The sequence below is a fragment of the Rhizorhabdus phycosphaerae genome, assembly GCF_011044255.1.
Classification (GTDB): domain Bacteria; phylum Pseudomonadota; class Alphaproteobacteria; order Sphingomonadales; family Sphingomonadaceae; genus Rhizorhabdus; species Rhizorhabdus phycosphaerae.
This window is the reverse complement of record NZ_CP049107.1, coordinates 2,207,627-2,229,172: the sequence shown is the minus strand read 5'-3', so window position 1 is coordinate 2,229,172 and position 21,546 is coordinate 2,207,627. Positions and strand designations below refer to the sequence as shown.

General features: G+C 66.5%; 17 protein-coding genes. 2 read left to right on the top strand and 15 right to left on the bottom strand.

The genetic code is table 11. From position 1 onward, the window contains the following. Window positions 1-95: 95 nt before the first annotated feature. The 5 genes from G6P88_RS10175 to G6P88_RS10155 are packed head-to-tail and all read right to left on the bottom strand — an operon-like array spanning window position 96 to window position 7,491. Window positions 96-1,430 carry an APC family permease gene (locus tag G6P88_RS10175; protein ID WP_165323052.1) on the bottom strand — a complete coding sequence of 445 codons (1,335 nt, stop codon included), beginning with the start codon at window positions 1,428-1,430 and terminating at the stop codon, window positions 96-98. Next, entirely contained in the window at window positions 1,427-2,920 is a 1,494-nt protein-coding gene (locus tag G6P88_RS10170; RefSeq protein WP_165323051.1) for a S10 family peptidase, read from the bottom strand. Before G6P88_RS10170 ends, G6P88_RS10175 begins: the two co-directional genes overlap by 4 nt. Further along, on the bottom strand, window positions 2,910-5,015 hold the full coding sequence (locus tag G6P88_RS10165; protein ID WP_165323050.1) for an amidohydrolase family protein: 2,106 nt from the start codon (window positions 5,013-5,015) through the stop codon (window positions 2,910-2,912). The genes G6P88_RS10170 and G6P88_RS10165 overlap by 11 nt, the downstream gene beginning before the upstream one ends. Continuing rightward, window positions 5,012-5,980 carry an ornithine cyclodeaminase family protein gene (locus G6P88_RS10160; protein ID WP_165323049.1) on the bottom strand — a complete coding sequence of 323 codons (969 nt, stop codon included), beginning with the start codon at window positions 5,978-5,980 and terminating at the stop codon, window positions 5,012-5,014. The genes G6P88_RS10165 and G6P88_RS10160 overlap by 4 nt, the downstream gene beginning before the upstream one ends. Window positions 5,981-5,994: 14 nt before the next feature. Then, on the bottom strand, window positions 5,995-7,491 hold the full coding sequence (locus G6P88_RS10155; protein ID WP_165323048.1) for a S10 family peptidase: 1,497 nt from the start codon (window positions 7,489-7,491) through the stop codon (window positions 5,995-5,997). A 268-nt stretch (window positions 7,492-7,759) separates the two neighbouring features. On the opposite strand from G6P88_RS10155, the gene G6P88_RS10150 reads away from it, so the two are divergent. After that, window positions 7,760-8,239: an Lrp/AsnC family transcriptional regulator gene (locus G6P88_RS10150; protein WP_165323047.1), complete on the top strand. Its 480-nt coding sequence runs from the start codon at window positions 7,760-7,762 to the stop codon at window positions 8,237-8,239. A 66-nt stretch (window positions 8,240-8,305) separates the two neighbouring features. Here G6P88_RS10150 and G6P88_RS10145 read toward each other — a convergent pair whose 3' ends face one another. From G6P88_RS10145 to G6P88_RS10125, 5 genes are read right to left on the bottom strand one after another with little or no spacing between them, the layout of a single operon-like run. Further along, window positions 8,306-9,409, bottom strand: a complete 1,104-nt coding sequence (locus G6P88_RS10145; RefSeq protein ID WP_165323046.1) for an NAD(P)-dependent alcohol dehydrogenase — start codon at window positions 9,407-9,409, stop codon at window positions 8,306-8,308. Between the two features lie 28 nt (window positions 9,410-9,437). Continuing rightward, the gene (locus tag G6P88_RS10140; protein ID WP_226946510.1) at window positions 9,438-10,904 is read right to left on the bottom strand and encodes an aldehyde dehydrogenase family protein; all 1,467 of its coding nucleotides are present in this window, start codon (window positions 10,902-10,904) and stop codon (window positions 9,438-9,440) included. A gap of 11 nt (window positions 10,905-10,915) precedes the next feature. Continuing rightward, the gene (locus tag G6P88_RS10135; RefSeq protein ID WP_165323045.1) at window positions 10,916-11,779 is read right to left on the bottom strand and encodes a helix-turn-helix domain-containing protein; all 864 of its coding nucleotides are present in this window, start codon (window positions 11,777-11,779) and stop codon (window positions 10,916-10,918) included. An 18-nt stretch (window positions 11,780-11,797) separates the two neighbouring features. Beyond that, window positions 11,798-13,030 carry a cytochrome P450 gene (locus G6P88_RS10130; RefSeq protein ID WP_165325105.1) on the bottom strand — a complete coding sequence of 411 codons (1,233 nt, stop codon included), beginning with the start codon at window positions 13,028-13,030 and terminating at the stop codon, window positions 11,798-11,800. A gap of 19 nt (window positions 13,031-13,049) precedes the next feature. Then, window positions 13,050-15,305 carry a TonB-dependent receptor gene (locus tag G6P88_RS10125; RefSeq protein ID WP_226946509.1) on the bottom strand — a complete coding sequence of 752 codons (2,256 nt, stop codon included), beginning with the start codon at window positions 15,303-15,305 and terminating at the stop codon, window positions 13,050-13,052. A gap of 211 nt (window positions 15,306-15,516) precedes the next feature. Here G6P88_RS10125 and G6P88_RS10120 point away from each other — a divergent pair, with 211 nt between their 5' ends. After that, entirely contained in the window at window positions 15,517-17,046 is a 1,530-nt protein-coding gene (locus tag G6P88_RS10120) for an acyl-CoA synthetase (protein ID WP_165323043.1), read from the top strand. 21 nt (window positions 17,047-17,067) lie between these two features. Here G6P88_RS10120 and G6P88_RS10115 read toward each other — a convergent pair whose 3' ends face one another. The 5 genes from G6P88_RS10115 to G6P88_RS10095 are packed head-to-tail and all read right to left on the bottom strand — an operon-like array spanning window position 17,068 to window position 21,539. Further along, the gene (locus G6P88_RS10115; RefSeq protein WP_165323042.1) at window positions 17,068-17,844 is read right to left on the bottom strand and encodes an enoyl-CoA hydratase-related protein; all 777 of its coding nucleotides are present in this window, start codon (window positions 17,842-17,844) and stop codon (window positions 17,068-17,070) included. Further along, entirely contained in the window at window positions 17,841-18,821 is a 981-nt protein-coding gene (locus tag G6P88_RS10110) for an NAD(P)H-dependent flavin oxidoreductase (protein WP_165323041.1), read from the bottom strand. Before G6P88_RS10110 ends, G6P88_RS10115 begins: the two co-directional genes overlap by 4 nt. Continuing rightward, complete coding sequence (locus G6P88_RS10105; RefSeq protein ID WP_165325103.1) at window positions 18,821-19,981, bottom strand: acetyl-CoA C-acetyltransferase; 1,161 nt, start codon at window positions 19,979-19,981, stop codon at window positions 18,821-18,823. The genes G6P88_RS10110 and G6P88_RS10105 overlap by 1 nt, the downstream gene beginning before the upstream one ends. Window positions 19,982-19,983: 2 nt before the next feature. Next, entirely contained in the window at window positions 19,984-20,775 is a 792-nt protein-coding gene (locus G6P88_RS10100; protein WP_165323040.1) for an enoyl-CoA hydratase/isomerase family protein, read from the bottom strand. Beyond that, window positions 20,772-21,539 (bottom strand): SDR family NAD(P)-dependent oxidoreductase, encoded by a 768-nt coding sequence (locus G6P88_RS10095; RefSeq protein WP_165323039.1) that lies wholly within the window; start codon window positions 21,537-21,539, stop codon window positions 20,772-20,774. Before G6P88_RS10095 ends, G6P88_RS10100 begins: the two co-directional genes overlap by 4 nt. Between the last annotated feature and the right edge of the window lie 7 nt (window positions 21,540-21,546).

Here is a 21,546-nt window from a genome sequence, read left to right as displayed (position 1 = left end):
TAACTGGTTCGACATGACGCCTCTCTACCGCCGGCGGCCGGCACTAATTATTCTATCTCGTGAGGCCGGCGCGCCATTGCGCATAATTTGATCGCTTAACCGCCCAAAGCGCGGGTGGCCTTGCCGCGCGCCTCGAACCAGCCCTTGGCGAACCAGTAGACCAGACCGACGACCAGCCAGCCGCCGACCAGCATATAGGGGCGGGGGTCAGCTTCGATTCCGAAGATCCCGACCAGAAAGGCACAGATCACCCCCGCATAGCCGACAGCAACGACCGTTCGGGGGGACAGGCGCAGCGCCGAGCGGGCGTGGATCTCCGGATGCCGGCGCGCCACGACCGTAGCCGAGTAGGAGCAGGCCATATATTTGAGCATGGTCGGGACATTCACCGCCAGCAGCAGGAAGATGAGGCTGGGCGGAAGGAACAGCCCGGACATGGCGCAGACATAGCCGAGCAGTATCGCCCGGTGCGGCGTCCCGAAGCGGGGATGGATCGCACCGATCGCCCGCGGCAGAGCGCCGTTGCGGCCCATGGCGAACAGGCTGCGCGAGAAGGTAAGCGTGGCGGCGTTCATCGACTTGATGATCGAGAAGCAGGCGGCGCCGACGATCAGCGGCACCGCCAGACCGCCCAGCACCACCTGCGCCGCCTCGAGCAGCGGCGCCTGGCTCACCGCGAGCTTCGCCGGTCCGATGAGGCCGAGCGCGGTCAGCGCGACGAGCCCATAGACCAGCGCGGTCACGCCGATCGCAAGCGCGATACCGAGCGGGACGTTGCGCTGCGCATCGCGCACCTCTTCCCCGATCTCGACGGCGGACTCGATCCCCAGAAACAGCGAGATCATCAGCGGCACGACGGCAAGGATCGCCAGCGGTGGCGCATCGAGCGGATTGCCGACGAGGACGGGGTCGAAATGCGGCAGGCCCGTGCCGACGAAGATGGCGAGGATGATCAGCAACAGCGCCATCAGCTGCGCCTGTACCTTCGCTGCGATCGACACGCCGACATAGTTGAGCGCGAAGACGCTGGTTATCGCCACCGCCATCGCGGGTTTGAGCGGTATCGGAAAGACCATGCCGAGGTAGCTGACCATCACCTGCGACAGGATCGTCAGGGCGCCGACATTGGCGATAACGCGCAGCCAGGCGATCATGAAGCCGACACCCGGATGAATGAAGCGCGTCGGCCATTCGTAGGAGGCGCCCGACACCGGAAGCGCCGAGCCGAGATAGGCATAGGCGACCGCAAAGACCAGCATCGGCAACGCCGCGACCCCGATCGCAGCGAGCAGTCCCGATCCGGCGACGGCGGCGGTCGGCTGGAGAATGGAGAAGATCGAGACCCCGATGGCGGTGCCGGCACCGAAGGTGACGACGCCGACGAGTCCGACACTCTTGCGCAGCGTCGCGCGATCGGCGGGCGCGGTCACTTGGCGTCGACCAGAAAGGCGCGCAGATCGCGGGCCAGTGCGGTTCGGGCCCTGGCGCCCAGATAGGGCGCATGACCCGATTCATAGTGGCGGATGCTCGTCCGGGAGAGCGGTATGCCGGCATGGGCCAGCACGTAATCGGCCTCGCCCAGCGGGGTCACCAGATCGTAATAGCCGGTACCGACCATCAGCCGCATCGCCGGATTGCGGTTCATGGCCGTGGCGAGATCGAGCGCATAATTTCTTCCCACCGGCACCCCCGATCCGAAACCATAATCCCAGCGGCCGTTGACCTCGCGAAAGGCGATCGGCTCATAGGGGACGTCCAGATCAACCTTGAGCCCCTTGGCCGCATAGTCGGCCCAGGCACCGACGAAGCCCGGCACATATTGGCCCATCGCCGGATCGTCCGCGACCGGATCGCCGTCCGCTCCCTGCAATGGCAAGGTGAAGCGCGCATCGTAGAGGCCGAGCCGCTTCCCGTCCCCGGCCAGTAGCAGCTTCGCGAACGCACCACCCGCGATGCGCAGATCGGCGGCAACCACGTCTTTTTCTTCTAGGCCCACCAGCGATGCCAGTTCGCGAGCGACCGCCGTCCTGCGGTCGGCAGGCAGTTGCGAGCCGGCGTACAGCGCCGGGAGATAGGTCGTTTCGATGAAGCGCCTCGCCGCCTCGATCTGGCTCTCCGGGCTGCATCCCGCCGGCCCCTTGCCGAAATGGCAGGCGGTGGCGGCAAGCGACGGCAGAATGGAGAGATAGGTGCGATCGCCCTCGCCACGCGCCATGTCCATCGCTTGCCCGAGCATAACCACGCCATTCAGCGTCAGCCCATCCATGCTGCCGGTCTGGGTCGGGCCACCCGCCATCATCCGCGCCATCACCGCCGCGCGGACCGTGCCGTAGCTTTCGGCAACGATATATTTGGGCGAGTTGATACGGCCGTGGCGGCGCAGCCACTGCTGAACGACCTGAACCAGGGCGCCGGCATCCTGCTCCACGCCGTAGAAATCGGTGGTTCTGCCGCTGGACAGGACGCGGCTATAGCCGGTGCCCGGCGGGTCGATCAGCACGATATCGGCGACATCGAGCGGACTGTCGGGGTTGTCCACGGTTGCGAAGGGCGCGACGGTCTGCGGCCGGGTTGCATCGTCGAAGTCGACGCGGCGCGGACCCAGAAGGCCGAGGTGCAGCCACAAAGATGACGAGCCCGGCCCACCGTTGAAGGCAAAGACTACCGGCCGTTTGGCCGGCTCGCCGGTATCGTTGCGCACATAGCTGGTCACGAAAACGCTCGCGCCGGGCAGGAGGAACTCCTCGACCGCCGCGCTGTAGCGCAGCGTCGTCCCCCCGAATGTCCCGCGCCCCTCCGATCGGAAGATGCGTGGCTGTGCCGGGGCATTGGCGGAAACAGCCACCTGGGGCGGGGCGGCGATTGCCGGCAGCGTGGCCAGCCCGATCGCAAGCCCGATCAGGGCACGGTCAATCCACATGGACGTGATCCCCATAGCCGAATCCGACGGCATCATTGCCGCTGCCGGGGCCTGTGGTCGTCGAGGCGGGGCGAATGGCCGGCGCGATGGTGAAGGGCTCGATCCCCAGCGCCGTGTAGATTTCGGAGGGGAAGTAAACCGTTCCGCCCTTCACGACCATGCGCGGCCGCCGGATCGCGGCGATGTCGCGGGTCGGATCGCCGGGCACCAGCACGAAGTCCGCCAGCTTTCCCCGGGCAATGGTCCCCAGCCGATCGGCGCGGCCCAGGAACTCCTCGGCACCCAGGGTCGCGGTGCGCAGCGCCTCGGCCGGCGTCAGCCCCGCCTTCACATAGAGTTCGAGCTCGCGCAGGACGAAAAAGCCGGTTGCGTCGTCGGTACCGGGTAGCAGGCGAATCCCCTCCCTGTGCAGCATGCCGACCGTCTCCAGCATCTTGTCATAGCCAGCCTGATAGGCGTCGGCCTCGGCCTTGTCGGCGATCGTGACGAAGGAGCGTTTGCGATAACGCTGAAAACCGATCGGCATGTGCGAGAGGAAGTCTTCCTGCCCCATCGGCACCTGACCCGCGCGGCTCATCATCAGTTGCTCGAGAATGACGACCGTGGTGTCGAGCGCGGTGCCTCGCCGCTGCATCAGACGCACGGTTTTCTGGACCGGCTCCGATCGCAGGTCGAGCGATCCGCCGCGCGCCATCGCGGTCAGGCGCAGCGTGGTGCGACTGTCCTCCCCGGGCCGCAATATCCAGCCGAGCATCAGCTGGTTGAGGTGCGCGATCGAGTCATAGCCGTCCTCGATAACCCGGTCGGGCGTGTCGAAAGCCGGAACATGGCCGGTGACCCGCATACCCAATCGATGGGCCTCTGCCGCGATCGGCCTGACCCAGTCCGGACTCATGGAGTTGTAGATCTTGATCTCCGCATAGCCGCGATCGGCGTACCAGCGGACGTCCTTCAGCGCCTCGTCGATCGAGCCGGGGATGAACCCGTGGCGGGCCGAATAGGGGCTGCGCCCCTCGATGAACCCGTTGGCCTGGATGCGGGGCCAGGCGACCTGTCCGGCGTCGATCTTCTGCAGCAGATCCTGGAGGAATGCGTTGTCGTTGCCCATGTCGCGGGTCGCGGTGACCCCTGCAGCCAGATACAGCAGCCCCGAAGACAGGGTCGCGTGCGAATGCATGTCGTGCAGGCCGGGATAGAGAGTGCCGCCCTCGCCATCGATCACCGCCTGGTCCTCGGCAATCGGCAGGTGATCGTCCGCTATCACTTGCGTGATCGTGTCGCGCATGAAGACAACGGTCGAGAGGGGCGAGAGCTTGCCGCTGTCGGGGTCGAAGATCCGCACGTTGCGAATGCGGACGGGGCTGTCGAAGCGGTGCGCGAGCTTCCGCTGGAGCGCCAGGGCCTGCTCGGTCTCCAGCTCGACCCCAAGCCTGTCGAGTACGGGCACGGCGGCCTCATAGCCGGCTCTGACCGTTGTCCCTTCGGTGCCGGGTCCGAACACCGCGAACAGCTCGAGGTCTTTGTCGAGCAGCAGATAGCTGGGGTTGAGCTGTACCCCGGTGAGCCGCCAGGCGGTGACCTCTGTTGCGGCGTCGCCCTCGCCGAGCTTCAAGGTCCGGAGCTTCTCCATCGCGATCCGGCCGGAGGGCAGCACCGGGACGCTATGGTCGGGCCGGGCCAGCGCGGCGCGGGCATAGACCCAGGTCGCATAGGGGCTTCCGTCGTTGACGACATAGAGGGGCGGTTGTTTCGCGGTCACGCTGCCGGCGTCGGCCTGGCTGCTCCACAGGGCACGACCGTTGGCGAAGCGGTAGCTCTCCTCGACCGCGCCGCCCATCAGGGACGTTCCCTTGATCGCCCATGCGACGGGGATGCCATCCGGCCCGAAATTCAGTTCCTCCCTGTGCTTCGGGCCACGGCCATTATTGTCGACCTTGTAATCCACGACGGCGCGATCCCCGTCGGTGTCGATCACCACCGATCCGACCTGCTCGCCATTGGCGACGATCGAAAGCCGCTCAGTGGCGGCGAAGGCTGCAGCGGATATGCCGACAAGCAACGGCACCAGCAGCACATGGAGGAACGGTATCCTCATGCGACGAGATCTCGACCGGTGGCGCGCGCGTGAATATAGGCCGCCGCCGCAAGATCCTGCACGACGTGGCCGAGCGACTTATAGATCGTGATCTGCTCGACGCTTTCGCGTCCGACCAGCGTGCCCGCATGGACTTCCCCGATCTCGCCGACGACATGGCCATCGGTGACGAGCCCCGCCTCTCGAGCTATGGCGAGTTCCGCCGACTGGGCCAACACGCCCGGCCGGTAATCGGCGATGTAGCGGCTGGCGACGACCAGTGCCGCATCGACCTCTGCCGGGCCTAGATGGCTGGACCCGACGAGGTTTACATGGGTCCCATCGCGAACCCATTCGCGCAGCAGGATCGGCTCGGCCGAGGCGCTCACCGTGCAAATTATGTCGGCCTGCTCGGCCGCGCGCTGTCCCTCGGAAACCGGCTCCACCGCCACACCGAGTTCCGCCGAAAGCTTGCGAGCCAGCGCGCCCGCCGTGTCGAACGAACGCCCCCACAGCAGGATGCGGTCGAAGTTGCGCACATGGCTCAGCGCGCGGACATGGGTCTCGGCTTGCAGGCCGGTACCGAATATCGCCAGCACGCGCGCATCCGGCCGTGCAAGAGCATCGGTCGCCGCCGCTGTCGCACAGGCGGTGCGTATCGCGGTCACCGCATGGGCATCGCATATGCTTTCGAGCTCGCCAGTGGTGGCGGAAAAGGAGACCACGACGCCCAGATGGCGAGACCGCCCCGGTCGGTTGGGATCCTTGGCGATACTGAGCAGCTTGGCACCAAACCGGTCGATCGCGGGCAGGTCGCCCGGCATCAGTCCCAAGGTCGCATTCTCGGAAATGGGAACGATCTGTCGCAGCGGCTGCGCCTTGTTCGCCTCGGCCAGGCCGCGCATCGCCTCGCGCATCGCTGCGATGCAACCGGGATAGTCGAGGAGCCGCTCGACCTGTTCGCTGTCGTAAAAGGCGATGCTCATAATGATCTCCCGGGTCAACGAACGAGGGCGCGGATATCGTCGCCGATGGCTTTGGCCGTGGCCGCCACCGAATAACCGGTGTGACCGCCGTCATAATAGCGCAGCGTCACGCGGGCAGAATCCCAGCCCGACTGGTTCGCGAGCAGTTCGGCAGCCCCCATCGTCGTCTGGGTGTCATAGATGCCGTTCCCGATCAGCAGGCGGAAATCAGGGTTGAGGAGCATCATTTTGCTGATGCCCTTGTAATATGGCCAGTCGGCAAAGGGACTGGAACCGTCGCCCCAGATCCAGTCGTCGAGGCTGCCGATCTCGACCGCCGGCACATAGGGTTTCTTCCAGTCGACCTTGAGGTCCTCGCGCAGATAGACCGGCATGAAGCGCTGCACGGCGTGCGCCAGCACGTCTGCGGGATCGGGGCCGTTGCCCTGTTCGGTGATCGGCGCGGTGTAGCGTGCGTCCGACCGTCCCAGCAGCAGTCCGCGGTCGCGCAGCAGTTCGACCCGGTAGCGCTCCTTGGTGATCTTCAGATCATTGGCCAGATACCAGTCGGCGGAAATGCCGCTGAACTCCGCGAGGTGATCGGCGACGCGGCGCCGGTCGGCATCGGACGCCGCGCTGCCCTGATAGAGGGTGGTCAGATAGTCGCCCTTGGCGAAGCTGCGTGCATCGGCGAGGAATGTTTCGAGCGAGCGCCCCCTGCGGTCGGCCTTACCATGATAATAAGCGATCGCGGCGATCGTCGGCAGCGAAGCGACATAGCTGATGACATTGGCGGGACGCTGAGAATATTCGACGATATTGGCGGCCTGCCCGTACAGGAAGATGCCGGCCAGCTTCAGCGGCTGGGCGCTGTCGGCCAGTTGCCCGGCGATCTCTGCCGCGCGGTTGGTGCCATAGCTTTCTCCCATCAGATAGACGGGCGACCGTTCGCGGCCATGCGCCTTCAACCAGGCGCGGATATAGGCGACGAACTGCGCCGCATCCGCCTTAACCGAGAAATAGGCGCGGGGATCGGTCCCCCGTGCGACCCGGCTGAAACCGGTCGAGGCCGGATCGACGAAGACCATGTCGACCGCGTCGAGCGGTGAGGAGATATTGTCGACGAGGGCGAAGGTCGATGGATCGGCCTTCACATCGTCCGGATAGGCCACGCGCTTTGGACCGATGCCCCCGATGTGCAGATATTGAGAGGCGACGATCGGGCCGCCGTTGAATAGGAACATCACAGGCCGCTTCGCCGGATCGGACCTGTCACGGGTATACGCGAAGCTGACGATCCTCGCGCCCTCGGCCGCAGCGGTCGTCACCGACAGCCCCTCGACCGTCGCGGTGTAGGTGATCGTCTGCCCGCCGAACCGACCCTTGTGCCGGGTCACCACGGCAGCGTAATCGACTTGGTCGAGCACCCCCCGAACATCGCTCCGCCCCGCTGCGGCGGGCGCCGCAATGACGCCGCCCAGTCCTATGCCGATAGCCAGAACGGCGCCGCCGAAAGCTGTTGCGAACTTCATGCGCGAGAAACCCTCCGACTACGCAATCTATGTGTTGCATCGCGAAATGATTATGCGAAGTTCCGTTCGGCGCGCGGCCATTCTGCATAGAAAATTCGGCGCCTTCGCATCAGAGCCCGTGCGCGTCGCGCCCGTCTGCGGCGTTGCCGTGCTGGGGAGATCGGTCAGCATGAGGCAAGCTTAGCCGGCATTGCCCGCATCGCCGGTAGATTTATGTTGTGGAAGTACGGCCGCTCTCGGACATATTGGGCCGTACCTGGGGGATATCATGACCGAAGCCCTGACGCCGATCGACATCAAGATTCTGGAGCAGATTCAGAAGGACGCAGCGCTGTCGACGGCGGAACTGGCGGAACGTGTTGGCCTCTCGCAGTCGCCCTGCTGGCGCCGGCTCCAGCGCCTGCGCGACGAAGGCTATATTATCGGGCAGGTGGCCGTGCTCGACCGCAAAAAGTTCGGCGACAGCCTCTACATTTTCGCGACGCTCAAGATGGTAACGCTCAGCGACGAACTCCGCGCTGAGTTCAACCGCAAGATCGAAAACACGCCCGAGATCGTCGAATGTCACACCATCTTCGGCGAGCGCGACGTCATGCTCAAGATCATCGCGGAATCGCTCGACTGGTATCAGCAGTTCATTTTCCGTGTGATCCTGAAGCTGCCCGGCGTACAAGACGTCCAGTCGACGGTGACGCTTTCCGAAATCAAGCAGACGACAGCGATCCCGGTGCGCAAAAGCCGTCTCTAGATGCTTGCATAGCCGTACGATACGAAGACCTATAGCCGCCCAAAAGGCGCGCTGCCGGCCGCCCGATCAGGGGATCAGCACCGCCTTGATGCACTGGCCGGCGGCCTGTTCGCCGATCGCGCGATTGATGTCGGCGAGCGGATAGGTGGAGATGAGGCGGTCGAACGGGAAGCGGCCGGCGCGATGGAGGGCGACCAGTTCGGGGATGAAGCCGTCCAGATCGCTGTCGCCCTCGATGATGCCTATGATCCGATGGCCATAGGTGATCAGCGAGGCGAGGTTGACCGACAGGCTGCTCTCCGGGCTGGACGGTACGCCGACCAGTCCCAGCATGCCTCGGCTGGCGAGGCTGGCCAGCGCTGCCTCGACCACGGTCTCGCGTCCGCTCGATTCAAAGGCGAAGTCGACGCCTTCGGGAAGGACCGCGCGAATGGCGGCGCTGATGTCGCCCTGCATCGGGTCGATCACATGGGTCGCGCCGAGCTCCTGCGCGATGCGGCGGCGGGCTTCGACCGGCTCGACCAGAATGATCGTGGCGCATCCCTGGATGACGGCTCCCATCACGGCGGCGAGGCCGACGGGGCCGCCGCCGAAGATCGCGATGCTCGATCCCGTCGGGCAGGCGAGCGACCGCATCACGCCACCTGCGCCGGTCTGGAAGCCGCAGCCCAGGGGGCCGAGCAGTTCGATCTGAAGATCGTCGCCCTCGACCTTCACCACATTGCGTTCGCTGGCGAGCGCATGGCCGGCGAAGGAGGACTGGCCGAAGAAGTTGGAGGAGAGCGATTTGCCGTCGATGCTGAGCCCCGAGCTGCCGTCCGGGCGGCCGCCGGCATAGTTCAGAACCGGGAAGTCGCGGCAATAGGAGGGGTAATGCTCCTCGCATCGCGCGCAATGGCCACAGCTGGCGAAGCTGAGGACCACGCGGTCGCCGGGGGCGACCTTGGTCACGCCCGCGCCGACGGCCTCGACTACGCCCGACCCTTCATGGCCCAGCACGGCCGGGAGCGGGATGGGGATGAACTGGTCGCGCGTGATCAGGTCGGTGTGGCACAGGCCCACGCCCGCAATCCGCACCAGCACTTCGCCGGCGCGCGGCGATTCGATCTCGATCGGCTCGATGGAGAAGGGGGCATGGGGTTCGCGGGCGATTGCGGCGATGGTCTTCATGGATGTCCTCAATGGGCGGGAGAGAGGGTCATAGCGAGACGATGACGGACTTGGGTTCGAGATAGGCGTCGAGCACCTCGGAGCCATTTTCGCGGCCGATGCCCGACATTTTCATGCCACCGAACGGAAAGGCCGGGTCGGCCAGCAGCACGCAATTGACGAAGACGGTGCCGGCCTGAAGCTTGGCGGCGGTGCGATGCGCGGTCGACAGGTCACGGGTGAAGACATGGGCGGCCAGACCATAATCGCTGTCATTTGCGAGGGCGACAGCCTCCTCGACATCGTCGAAGGGCGCGGTGACGAGCACCGGACCGAACACCTCCTGGCGCGCGATCTCCGCATCGGGGGGCACGTCCCGGAGCACGGTCGGCGCGACATAGAAGCCGGATGAGGGCATCGCCACATCGGCCGCCAGCGTCTCGATGCCGGCGGCGCGCGCGCGATCGACGAAGGCGGAGACGCGCTGATGCTGGCGCGCGCTGATCAGCGGGCCCATGGTGCTCGACCGATCCGCGCTCGGGCCGAGCCGCTGGCCGGCGCCGAAGGCGAGGATGCCATCGATCACCCGGTCCTGGATCGACCGGTGCACATAGAGGCGCGTGCCTGCATAGCAGACCTGCCCGCTGTTGAAGAAGCAGCCCATCGCCAGTTGCGGGATCGCCTGATCCAGATCGGCGTCGGCGCAGAGGATCGAGGGCGACTTGCCGCCCAGTTCGAGGGTGACGCGCTTGAGCGATGGCACCGACGCGGCGAGGATCGACTGGCCGGTCGCTGTCGAGCCGGTGAAGGCGACTTTGGCGATAGCCGGATGATCGACGAGGGCCGCGCCCGTCGCGGCGTCGCCGGTTACGACCGACAAGACGCCTTCGGGCAGGCCGGCCTGTCGCGCAAGTTCGACCAGCCGCAGCGCGGTCAGCGGACTTTCGGGAGCGGGCTTCAGCACCACGGTGCAGCCTGCGGCCAGCGCCGGCGCAATCTTCCACATCGCCAGTACGATCGGGAAGTTCCACGGCGTGATCGCGGCGACGACGCCAACCGGTTCGCGCCGCGAATAGACATGATAGTCGCCGGGCGTGGTCGACAAAGTGCCCGCGCGACCGGCGAGCTTGGTCGGCCAGCCGGCATAGACGCGCAGCCAGTTGATCGCGACGGGGATGTCGAGCGCTTCGGTGACCGAGATCGGCTTGCCGGTATCCAGCGATTCAAGTGCGGCGAGGCGCGGCAGATCGGCTTCGATCGCGTCCGCAAAGCGGTGCAGCAGCCGCTCGCGCGCCAGCGGTGACAGATCTTTCCAGCCGGGCGCGTGCAGGGCGCGTTCGGCGGCGCGGACGATCTGGTCGACCTGAGCCGCATCGGCGCATGCGATCTCGGCGAAAGTCTCGCCGGTGCAGGGGTCGATATCCGCCATGGCTCCGCTCGTCGGCAGCCGATCGCCTGCGGCGGTCAACTCCAGCGCGGGGAGACGCAGATCTTCGAAACCCTGGATGGTTGCCACTCTTTATTCTCCTATCGGCGTCGGCGAAAGTCGCTGGGCGTCTCGCCCGCAAACTGGCGGAAAGCGCGGGTGAAATGGCTCTGGCTGGTGAAGCCCAGCCCCTCTGCGATCGTGGCGAGCGGCGTGTCCGACTGCTCGAGCATCTGGCGCGCCCGGTCGAGCCGCGCGCGCATGACATATTGATGCGGGCTGACGCCGGTCGCCTTCTTGAAGATCCGGCAGAAATGGGTCGGCGTGACGCCGGCCTGCGCGGCCATCGCCTCCAGGCTGTGATCGGCTTCGGGCCGCTCGAGGATCGCGTTCATGATGTGGTGGATGCGATAGGAGGAGAAGGCGGCGGTCGGTATCTCGGTCTTGCCGGAGGCGACGGGACCCCGCAGCATGTGGGCCTTCAACGCATCGACCAGCGCGCTGACATAGACGTCGCGCTCCGCCGTGTGCGGTGCGTAGAGTTCGCCCAGAACCTGGCGTGTCAGAGCGACGCCGAGCGGGTCCGAAAAGGCGAAGCGCATCCGCTTGAACTGATCGAGCGCGGGCGCCCGCTGCAAATCGTTGGATGCGACGCTGAGGGTCACGACGTCGAGCTCGCCGTCGACCAGCCAGCCGGTCGGCTGGCCGGAAGGAACGATGGTGGCGCAACCCGGCAGCGACGCGGTCTCGCTCCAGCCGTCGCGCTCCCAGGTCCGCACATTGGGCTTGCCGGCAATGTGCACGACGAACATCGGATCGGGCAAAGCGGGCAGGGTGTAGCTGCCGACGAACTGCCGCCAGCGACACAGCCTCCAGCGGCCATGTTCGTTGCCCAGCTCGATATCGGGGGCGCGGCCCAGGGCATCCGCAATGATGTCCTCGTCGTGCCAGCTCTGGCTCGTCATCGTCGACCTCTCCCCTCCTCAGGCGGGTGTCAGCCTCACGTCGAGATTTTTCAGGCCGTTGATGAAATTGGACCGGAAACGACGCGGCGGCTGCGCCACCTCGAAGGATTTAACATGCGAGGCGAGGAGGCCAAAGGCTACGCGCAGCTGCATCTCGGCAAGGCGCGAACCGACGCAGACATGCTGTCCGCTGCCGAAGCCGAGATGCTGAATGTTGCCCCGCGTGACGTCGAAGCGGTGCGGGTCGGCGAAGACAGTCTCGTCGCGATTGGCGGCGATGTACCACATGACCACCTTGTCGCCCTTGCGCAGCTTCTGCCCGCCGATCTCGGTGTCGGCGGTGGCGGTGCGCCGCATGTGCATGACCGGGCTGGCATGGCGCACCATTTCGCGCACGCCGGTCTTGAGCAGGTCGGGGTCCTGGCGGATCGCCTCCCACTGCCCCGGACTGTCGGAGAAGGCCGCGATGCTGTGGCTGATCGAGTTGCGCGTCGTCTCGTTCGCGCCGACCAGGGCGAGTATCAGATTGCCCAGGAATTCGCGGAAGGACACGGGCGCGCCGTCCACTTCCATCGTCGCCAGCAGCGTGGCGAGATCCTGTCCGGGCGCTGCCCGTCGTTCCTCGAACAGGCGCTGGGCGAAAGCGAGGAACTCGCCCATGATCTTCGCCATCGCCTCGGGCGACTGGCGGAAGTCGGGATCGTCCTCGCCGACGAAGGCGTTGGTCCAGTGGTAGAGATCGACCCACATGTCCGACGGCAGGTCGAACAGCTCGCACAGGGTGAGCAGCGGCAGCGGCGCGGAGAGCAGCGGGACGATATCGACCGTCTCGCCGAGCGGGATGCGCGCGATCAGCGCTTCGCAGCGTTCGCGCACGCGTTGCTCGATGCCGGCGAGCCGACCCGGCGCGACCGCCGGCATGATGAACTTGCGATATTGGGTATGGAGCGGCGGATCGACCGAAATGAAGGGGATACCGATCGCGGACTCGCCCGCTCCGGTCAGCCCCACTTCATTCTCGTTGAAGATCCTGTGCCCGCCATTCTCATAGGCCGACGAGAAGAGCCGGGGATTTTTCGACACCTCGACTATGTCGGCATAGCGGGTGAGCGCCCAGAAGCCGGGACCATCGCTCTCCGGATTCCAATGGACCGGACTTTCCCGCCGGAGGCGATCGAACAGGTCGTGCGGCACCCGGTCGAGATAGAGGTCCGGATCCTTGAGATCCGCAGGGGCGGTGGTCGTGGCCACGGGGACGCTCACCGGCCGGTCAGAAGCTGTAGCGGGCGCCGACGCCGAAGGTGCGCGGCGTGCCCGGGATCAGGAAATTATAAGGGAAGCCGGCCCCGCGCAGATCGAGGCCATAGGTATAGATCTTGCGGTTGAACGCATTGTTGATCCAGCCGCGAACCTGCACCGGTCCATGGGTCCAGGCGAGCGAGGCATTGACCTTCGCATAGCCGCCCTGCTGCAGCTCCGAATTGATCTGGCCCGTTCCCGTCGCGTTGGTCGCGTTGAACGGCGAGAAATATTGCCGGCTGAAATAGTTCATCACCGGCGAGAAGGTCACGCTGTCGGTGCCATTGTCGAAGAGCGTCCAGTCGGCGCCGAGCGTCGCCGTCCAGCGCGGGGCGAAAGGCAGCGAATTGCCCGACAAATCGGTGTTCTGCAGCGTGAGCGTCTTGTACTTCGCGCTGAGATAGCCGGCCGAGGCGTTGATCACGAAGCCGCGCACGACGCGATAGGTGGCTTCGACCTCGCCGCCATAGACTTCCGACTTGGGCGCATTGACCAGGAAGGACACCGGACCGGGGCGGGTGTCCTGCACCTGCTGGTTGCTATAGTCATAGTAGAAGCCGGCGGCCGACAGTGTCAGCGCGTTGTCGAGGAAGCGGCCCTTGATGCCCGCTTCATAGGCGTTGACCCGTTCCGGATCGATGTAGGTGATGCCGACCGATGAGGTGTAGCCGCCGCCGTTGAACGCGCCGGAGCGATAGCCACGGCTGTAGCTGGCATAGAGCAGCGTACCGCTGTCGAGCGTGTAGCTGAGCGCCACGCGACCGGTGAGAGCGTTGTTGCGCCCGGAGATCGCATAGCGGGCGGCGGGATTGTAGGCGCAGGTGCCGGGCACGCCGGTGCAGGGCACGGTCGAGGCGAGCGGGGTTTCCGCGCCGCCGATGTTGCCGGCGAAGAGATAGGCGAAGCCGTCGCTATAGCGCGCGCGATCCCAGGTGTAGCGGGCGCCCAGCGTCAGGACCAACTTGTCGGTCAGGTCGTAGTCGCCCTGGAGGAAGGCGGCGTAGGAGCGGCGGGTCTGGCGGTAATGCTGGAAGAAGCCGCCGTTCACGCCCGGCCCGAGGGCGCTGCCGATGTTGAAACGGTTGTCGGTGATCGTGCGGTCCCAGCCATAGAAGGCGCCGCCGACCAGCTTAAGCTTCTCGCCCTCGTAGTTGATCCGCGCTTCCTCGCTGAACTGGCGGAAGTTGGACCGCCAGTTGATGTCGAGCACGTCGAGCGGGGAGCCGTCGGCCGCCTGCTGAAGATTCTGCTTGCCGCCGTCATAGGAGGTGATCGAGGTCAGCGTGATTTCGGGTGTCAGTTCCAGCGCGACGTTCGCCGCGACGCCCCAGGCGTCGGTGCGGTTGTCGCCGATCCGGTTCTCGTCGACCTTGAAGAAGCCCTGGCCCGGCGTGGCGGGCCCGGTCAGGCCGTGCACGCCGGCCTGGGTTCCGCGATCACGGCCCGCATAGGCGCGGATCTTGATGTCGAGCCCGCCATTGCCCGGCTTGGCGCGCAGGTAGAAACGGCCCTGGAGCGTGTCGACGCTGTTCGCATCGCGGCCGCCTGCGGCCACGTTGCGGATCTGACCGTCACCCTTTTCGTAATTGCCGGCGACGCGGACGCCGACCTGGTCCTCGACGATGGTCGTCTCGACCGCGCCCTGGGCACGGAAGGTGTCGAAATTGCCGTAGCCTGCCTCGAAATAGCCGTTGCTGCCCTCGAGCTTCGGCGCGCGGGTCACGAAATTGATCGCGCCGCCCGTGGTGTTGCGCCCGAACAACGTGCCCTGCGGCCCGCGCAGCACCTCGACGCGATCAAGGTCGAACAGGCCCATGCCGTGGCTGGTGCGCGCGGCGATATAGACGTCGTCGATATAGACGCCGACCGGGGATGCCTGGTTGCTGTTATATTCGTTCGCGACCGAAATGCCGCGCAGCGAGAAATTGGGCTGGGTGCTGCCATAGGGGCTGCTGACCTGCAGGTTCGGCACCGCCGTCGCCAGATTGGCCGAATTGCTGATGCCCTTGTTCTGCAACGTGTCGCCGTTCAGCGCGGAAATGGCGAGCGGGACGGTCAGCAGCGACTGCGAGCGGCGCTGCGCGGTCACCACGATGTCGGCGACATCCTCGGTCACCGACGCATCCGCCGCCTGAGGTGCAGAGGTCTGGGCCTGGGCGACCGTGGCGATCGAAATGCCGGCGGCCAGAAAGGCGGGCAGGGACAATGTCCGGAAAGCAGTGCGCATAGACCTCTCCTCCATGTTGATCCGGCCTGTTCCGGCCGTTGGTCCTGACGCTGATGTAGGGGAAGACGCCCGCGCTGGCTTTACATGGCAATGACGCCGCTTTTGACATTTCTTGCGCGCCATATTGCCTCGCGGGGACCGGGTGATGCTTTTGCGATCGCGATAAGCGCGCGTGCCTCGGGACGCCGCACACCCTACGGAGAGGCGTCCCATGCATCCCTCACATTTCGCCGCGAGCAAGCCCGCTTCGCCGGCCGTCATCATGGCCGAGAGCGGCGAGACCATCAGCTATGCCGCGCTCGATGCCGCCGCCAATCGGGGCGCACATCTGCTGCGCCGGCTCGGCCTGCGACGCGGGGACGTGATCGCGGTGATGGCGGACAACGACGCGATGCTGTTCGACATCGGCTGGGCCGCCCAGCGGACGGGCCTGTATCTCACCAGCATATCGACCCGGCTGAGCCCCGCGGATGTCGCCTATATCCTGCACGACTCCGGCGCGCGGCTGTTGATCGCCTCCGACCGTCTCGTGTCGGTGGTCGCCGGTCTACGCAATGAATTGGCGGACGTGCAGGCCTTCCTGTTCGACCAGCCAGCACTGGGGATTGCGTCCTGGCGCGAAGCCTGTGCCGATCTGCCGTCGAGCCCGGTAGCGGACGAGAGCGCCGGCGCAGACATGCTCTATTCCTCGGGCACCACCGGTCGACCCAAGGGGGTCAAGCCCGCACTGCCGGAGGGGCCGATCGACGCTCCGACGCCGCTGATGGGGATGGGCACCGCGCTGTACGGCATGGGCGAGGATTGCGTCTATCTGTCGACTTCGCCGCTCTATCACGCAGCCCCGCTGCGCTGGGCGATGACGATCCACCGCCTTGGCGGTTGCGTGGTCGTCATGGAGAAGTTCGATCCGGAGGAGGCGCTGCGGCTGATTGAACGGTATCGGATAACCCACGCGACCTGGGTTCCGACGCATTTCGTGCGGCTGCTGCGGCTGCCCGACACGGTGCGGAACGGCTATGACCTGTCGTCGCTGCGCGCAGTCGTTCATGCTGCGGCACCCTGTCCCGCACCGGTCAAGCAGGCAATGATCGACTGGTGGGGGCCGATCGTCCACGAATATTATTCGGGGACCGAGTGCTGCGGCATCACCGCGCTGTCGGCCGAGCAATGGCTGGCGAAACCCGGCTCGGTCGGACGCGCCGTGCTCGGCACGATCCACATTCTCGACGAGGAAGGAACCGAACTGCCGGTCGGCGAGACCGGCGGGGTCTATTTCTCCGATGGTCCCGCCTTCTCCTACCATAACGATCCCGCGAAGACCGCGCAGGCGCATAGCCCGCAGGGCTGGGCGACGCTCGGCGACATCGGCCATGTCGACGGGGACGGCTATCTCTACCTCACCGACCGCAAGAGCTTCATGATCATATCGGGCGGTGTGAACATCTATCCGCAGGAGATCGAGAACCGCCTGACGACGCATCCGGCGGTGGCCGACATCGCGGTGATCGGCCTGCCCGACGAGGAAATGGGCGAGCGGGTCGTCGCCGTCGTCCAGCCGGCCGATGCTGCAGCAGATCATGCGGAGCTGGCGGCTGAGCTGACCCGCTTCGCGCGCGAGCAGCTGGGCGGGGTGAAGACCCCGCGGCAGTTCCTGTTCCGCGCCGAACTGCCGCGCGAGGCGACCGGCAAGATGATGAAGCGGCGGCTGATCGACGAGCTCAGGGGCGGGGACGCCGCCTGAGCCTCGCCGCCGGGGCCGCGCTCAGCGACCCCGCCACGTGGGTTCGCGCTTCTCGGCAAAGGCGCGCGGGCCCTCGACGAAGTCTTCCGAGCCCAGCATCGCCGCCATCGCCGGCCATTGCCATTGCTCGCGGATCGCGTCGGCCGTTGCCAGCCTAGCGCTCCGCCGGACAGATTCCTTGGTCGCGCGGATCGACATCGGGCTGCAGGCGAGGATCTGGTCCGCCCAGCCCCGCGCGGCGGTGAGGACATCGCCATCGGTGACCTCGTTGACGATGCCGATCTCGAGTGCCTCCGCCGCAGGCACGCGGCGCCCGGTCAGCAAAATGCCCATGGCGCGCGTTCGCCCCACGATCTGGGGCAGGCGCTGGATGCCGCCCGCCAGCGCGGCGAGCCCGACGCGGGGCTCGGGGAGAGCGAAGAAGGTGGTCGAGGCTGCGACGACGATGTCGGCCGCCAGCACGATTTCGAAGCCTCCGCCAAAGGCAGGGCCGTTCACCGCCGCGATCACCGGCTTGGTGAGACCTTCTCGCATAGTGAGCCCCCCAAAGCCGGATTCGGGCGTGAACATGTCGCCGCTCGCCGCCTGCTGTTTCAGGTCGTGACCCGCGCAGAAGGCTTTGTCTCCGGCGCCGGTGACGATCGCGACCCATTGCTCGTCATCGGTCTCGAAGGCGTCGAATGCCGCCGCCATGGCACGCTGGGCGCTTGCGTCGAGTGCGTTGCGGGCAGCGGGGCGGTTGATGGTGATGATGGTGAGGCGGCCGTCCCGCTCGACGATAACGGGCTGCTCGATCATGCCGCGAGCATCCCGGCGAGCCGCTCTGTGATGATCGCCTCGGCATCCCGGACCATGCGCGTGACGAGCTCCTGGCAGGTGGGGATATCGTGGATAAGCCCCTGGATCTGTCCCGCCCAGACGAGACCGGCATCGAGATCGCCGGTTTCAAGCGCGACGCGGCCGAGCGCGCCCGACACCAGCGGCCTGATGTCCTCGAAGGTCGCGTCCGGCCGGCTGCTGATCTCGACGACCCGATCGGACACGCTGTTCTTCGCGACCCGGCCGGTGTTGTGGAAGCGGCGGAAGATCAGGTTGGTCGACCGCTCGTCATTGTCGAGCAGGAACCGCTTGATCCGGTCGTGGATCGGCGCTTCGACCGTCGCGCAGAAGCGTGTGCCCATGTTCACGCCGTCGGCGCCCAGGGCGAGCGCGGCGGCGAGCCCGCGTCCGTCGCCGAAACCACCGCTGGCGATCATCGGGATCGTGATCCGGTCGGCGGCGGCGGGGATCAGCACCAGCCCCGGCACATCGTCCTCACCGGGATGGCCGGCACATTCGAAGCCGTCGATCGAGATCGCATCGGCGCCCATGCGCTCGGCGGAGGCGGCATGGCGAACCGCGGTGCATTTGTGGATCACCTTGATGCCATGCGCCTTCAGATCGTCGATATGCTCCTGAGGCTTGTGGCCGGCCGTCTCGACGATCCGCACGCCCTCCTCGATGATCGCGCGCCGATAGTCGGCATAGGGCGGCGGAGTGACCGACGGGAGGATGGTCAGGTTCACGCCGAAGGGCTTGTCGGTCATGCGGCGGCAGCGCTCGATTTCCCGGCGCAGCTCGTCCGGGGTCGGCTGCGTCAGCGCGGTCAGCATGCCCAGGCCCCCGGCGTTGGAGACGGCCGCAGCCAGTTCGGCCCTGCCGACCCACATCATCCCGCCCTGGACGATCGGATGCTCTATGCCGAACGCTTCGGTGAAGCGGGTGCGGATCGCCATCACAGCGCCTCCACGATAGTGACGTTGGCGATGCCGCCGCCTTCGCACATCGTCTGCAGGCCGTAGCGCAGGCCACGTGCCCGCAGCGCATGGACGAGGGTCGCGAGCAGCTTGGTCCCGCTGGCGCCGAGCGGGTGGCCGAGCGCAATGGCTCCGCCGTTGACGTTGAGCTTGGCGGGATCCGCGTCGAGGGCTTTGAGCCAGGCGAGCGGGACCGGGGCGAAGGCCTCGTTCACCTCATAGAGGTCGATCTGGTCGATCGAAAGGCCCGCGCGGTCGAGCGCCTTGCGCGTCGCGGGGATCGGCTCTTCCAGCATGATCACCGGATCGCCGGCCGAGACAGTCATGTTTACCAGTCGTGCTATCGGCGTCAGACCATAGGTCTTCAGCGCGCGTTCCGACACGATCAGCGCGGCCGAGGCGCCGTCGCAAATCTGGCTGGCATTGGCGGCGGAGATGACCCCGCCCTCGCGGAGCAGCTTGACCGAGGCGATGCCCTCCAGCGTGGCACCCGCGCGGATGCCCTCGTCGACCAGATGCGGGACGCCGTCGACGTCGAGCGGTACGATCTCGTCGCGGAAGGCCCCGGCCTCGGTGGCGGCAGCGGCCCGCAAGTGGCTCTCCAGGGCGAAGCGGTCGAGCGTCTCGCGGTCGAAGCCATATTTGGCGGCGAGCATTTCGGCGCCATCGAACTGGCTGAAATTGTCGACGCCATAACGCTGCCGGATGCGCGGGCTGATCGGGCCGGTGCCGATCCCCGTCTTTTCATGCAGTGACACGTTCGAGAACATCGGCACGCGGCTCATGCTCTCCGCGCCCGCCGCGATGACCACGTCCTGCATGCCGGACATCACCGCCTGCGCCGCGAATTGCACCGCCTGCTGCGACGAGCCGCACTGGCGGTCGATCGTCACGGCTGGCACGCTCTGGGGCAGGCCGGACGCGAGCACGGCGTTGCGCGCGAAGGCAAAGGCCTGCTCGCCCGCCTGGGTGACGCAACCGAGGATGACGTCCTCGATCGCGACCGGGTCGACGCTGGTGCGGGCGGCGAGCGCGTCGAGCACGACGCCTGCCATATCGGCCGGGTGCCAGCCCGCCAGTTTTCCATTGCGGCGTCCACCCGCAGTTCTGACGACATCGACGACATAGGCTTCGGCCATGGTCATGCTCCTTTGAAATCAGGGATGCGCTTGGCGAGGTAGGCGGCGAGCCCCTCGCGACATTCGGGCGAGCCGCCGGCACGCGTGATCGTGCGCGTCTCGCTGGCCAGCTGGGATTGCAGGTCGGTCTGGAAGCTGTCGCGCAGCAGGGCGCGGGCGGCACCCAGCGCGGCGCGCGCCGAGGCCGCCAGCGCTTTCGCTGCAGCCAGGCCTTCCTCGGCGAGCCGGTCGTCGTCGACCGTCCGGGTGACGAGGCCGATGCGCTCGGCTTCGTCCGCGCCGACCCGCCTGTTCGTCAGGATGATTTCCTGCGCCTTGCGCAGGCCGACGAGGCGCGGAAGCAGCCAGCTCATCCCGCCATCGGGCGTCAGGCCGAGGGCTCCATAAGCGGCCGTGAAATGCGCCGATCGCGCGCACAGCACCACGTCGCCCGCGATAGCGAGGCTCAGCCCTGCACCCGCCGCCGGCCCGTTGACGAGGACGAGCAGCGGTTTGGCCATAAGGGCGAAGCGTTCGATAGCGGCATGCAGCGTGGTCGCGAGTTCCTCGAGAAACACATCCACCTTGTCGCCGGCCGCGCGAAAGGCGCCGAGATCGCCGCCCGCGCAGAACAGCCGGCCTTCACCCGACAGCAAGACGCATCTTATGGCGTCGTCCTCCTCGCATCGGGTGGCGATATCCAGCAGGGCCTGCGCCAGGCGCATGTCGACCGCATTGCCGGCTTCTGGCCGGTTCAGCGTGACCCGCGCGACGCCGTCGGCGATCGACAGGCGGACGGGGCCGGCATCGTTCATCGCGGCGCCATCCGGATCGCTCCGTCGAGGCGGATCGTTTCGCCATTGAGCATGGGGTTCTGGACGATGCTTTCGACCAGCTGCGCGAACTCGGTCGGCTGGCCGAGGCGGCTGGGGAAGGGCACCTGCCGGCCCAGCGAGTCCTGCGCCTCCTGCGGCAGTGTCGCGAGGAGCGGGGTCCAGAAGATGCCCGGCGCGACCGTCATCACGCGGATACCGTAGCGGGCGAACTCGCGCGCGATGGGCAGGGTCATGCCGACGATGCCGCCTTTCGATGCGGCATAGGCGGCCTGGCCGATCTGCCCGTCATAGGCCGCGACCGAGGCAGTGTTGACGATGACGCCGCGTTCGCCGTCCGGGCCGATCGGATCGGCGTCGTGGATGCGCGCCGCGAACTTCGACAGCGTATTGAAGCTGCCCAGCAGGTTGACCGTGATGATCTTCGAGAAGTCGGGCAGGGGCAGCGCCGAGCCGTCGCGGCCGATCACCTTGGCGGGCGGACCGATGCCGGCGCAGTTGACCAGGATGCGCGCCTTGCCGTGCAGGCCTTCGGCCTCGGCGATCGCATCCTCGACGGCCTTCTCGTCGGTCACGTCGACCACGGCGAAATGGCCGCCGATCGCGGCCGCACGGCTGCGGGCCAGATCATGGTTGAGGTCGAAGATGGTGACCTTCGCGCCCGCCGTGGCAAGGCGTTCGGCTGTCGCTCCGCCGAGCCCGGAGGCGCCCCCCGTCACGATTGCGGCGATACCCCGAACGTCCATGCTCAGC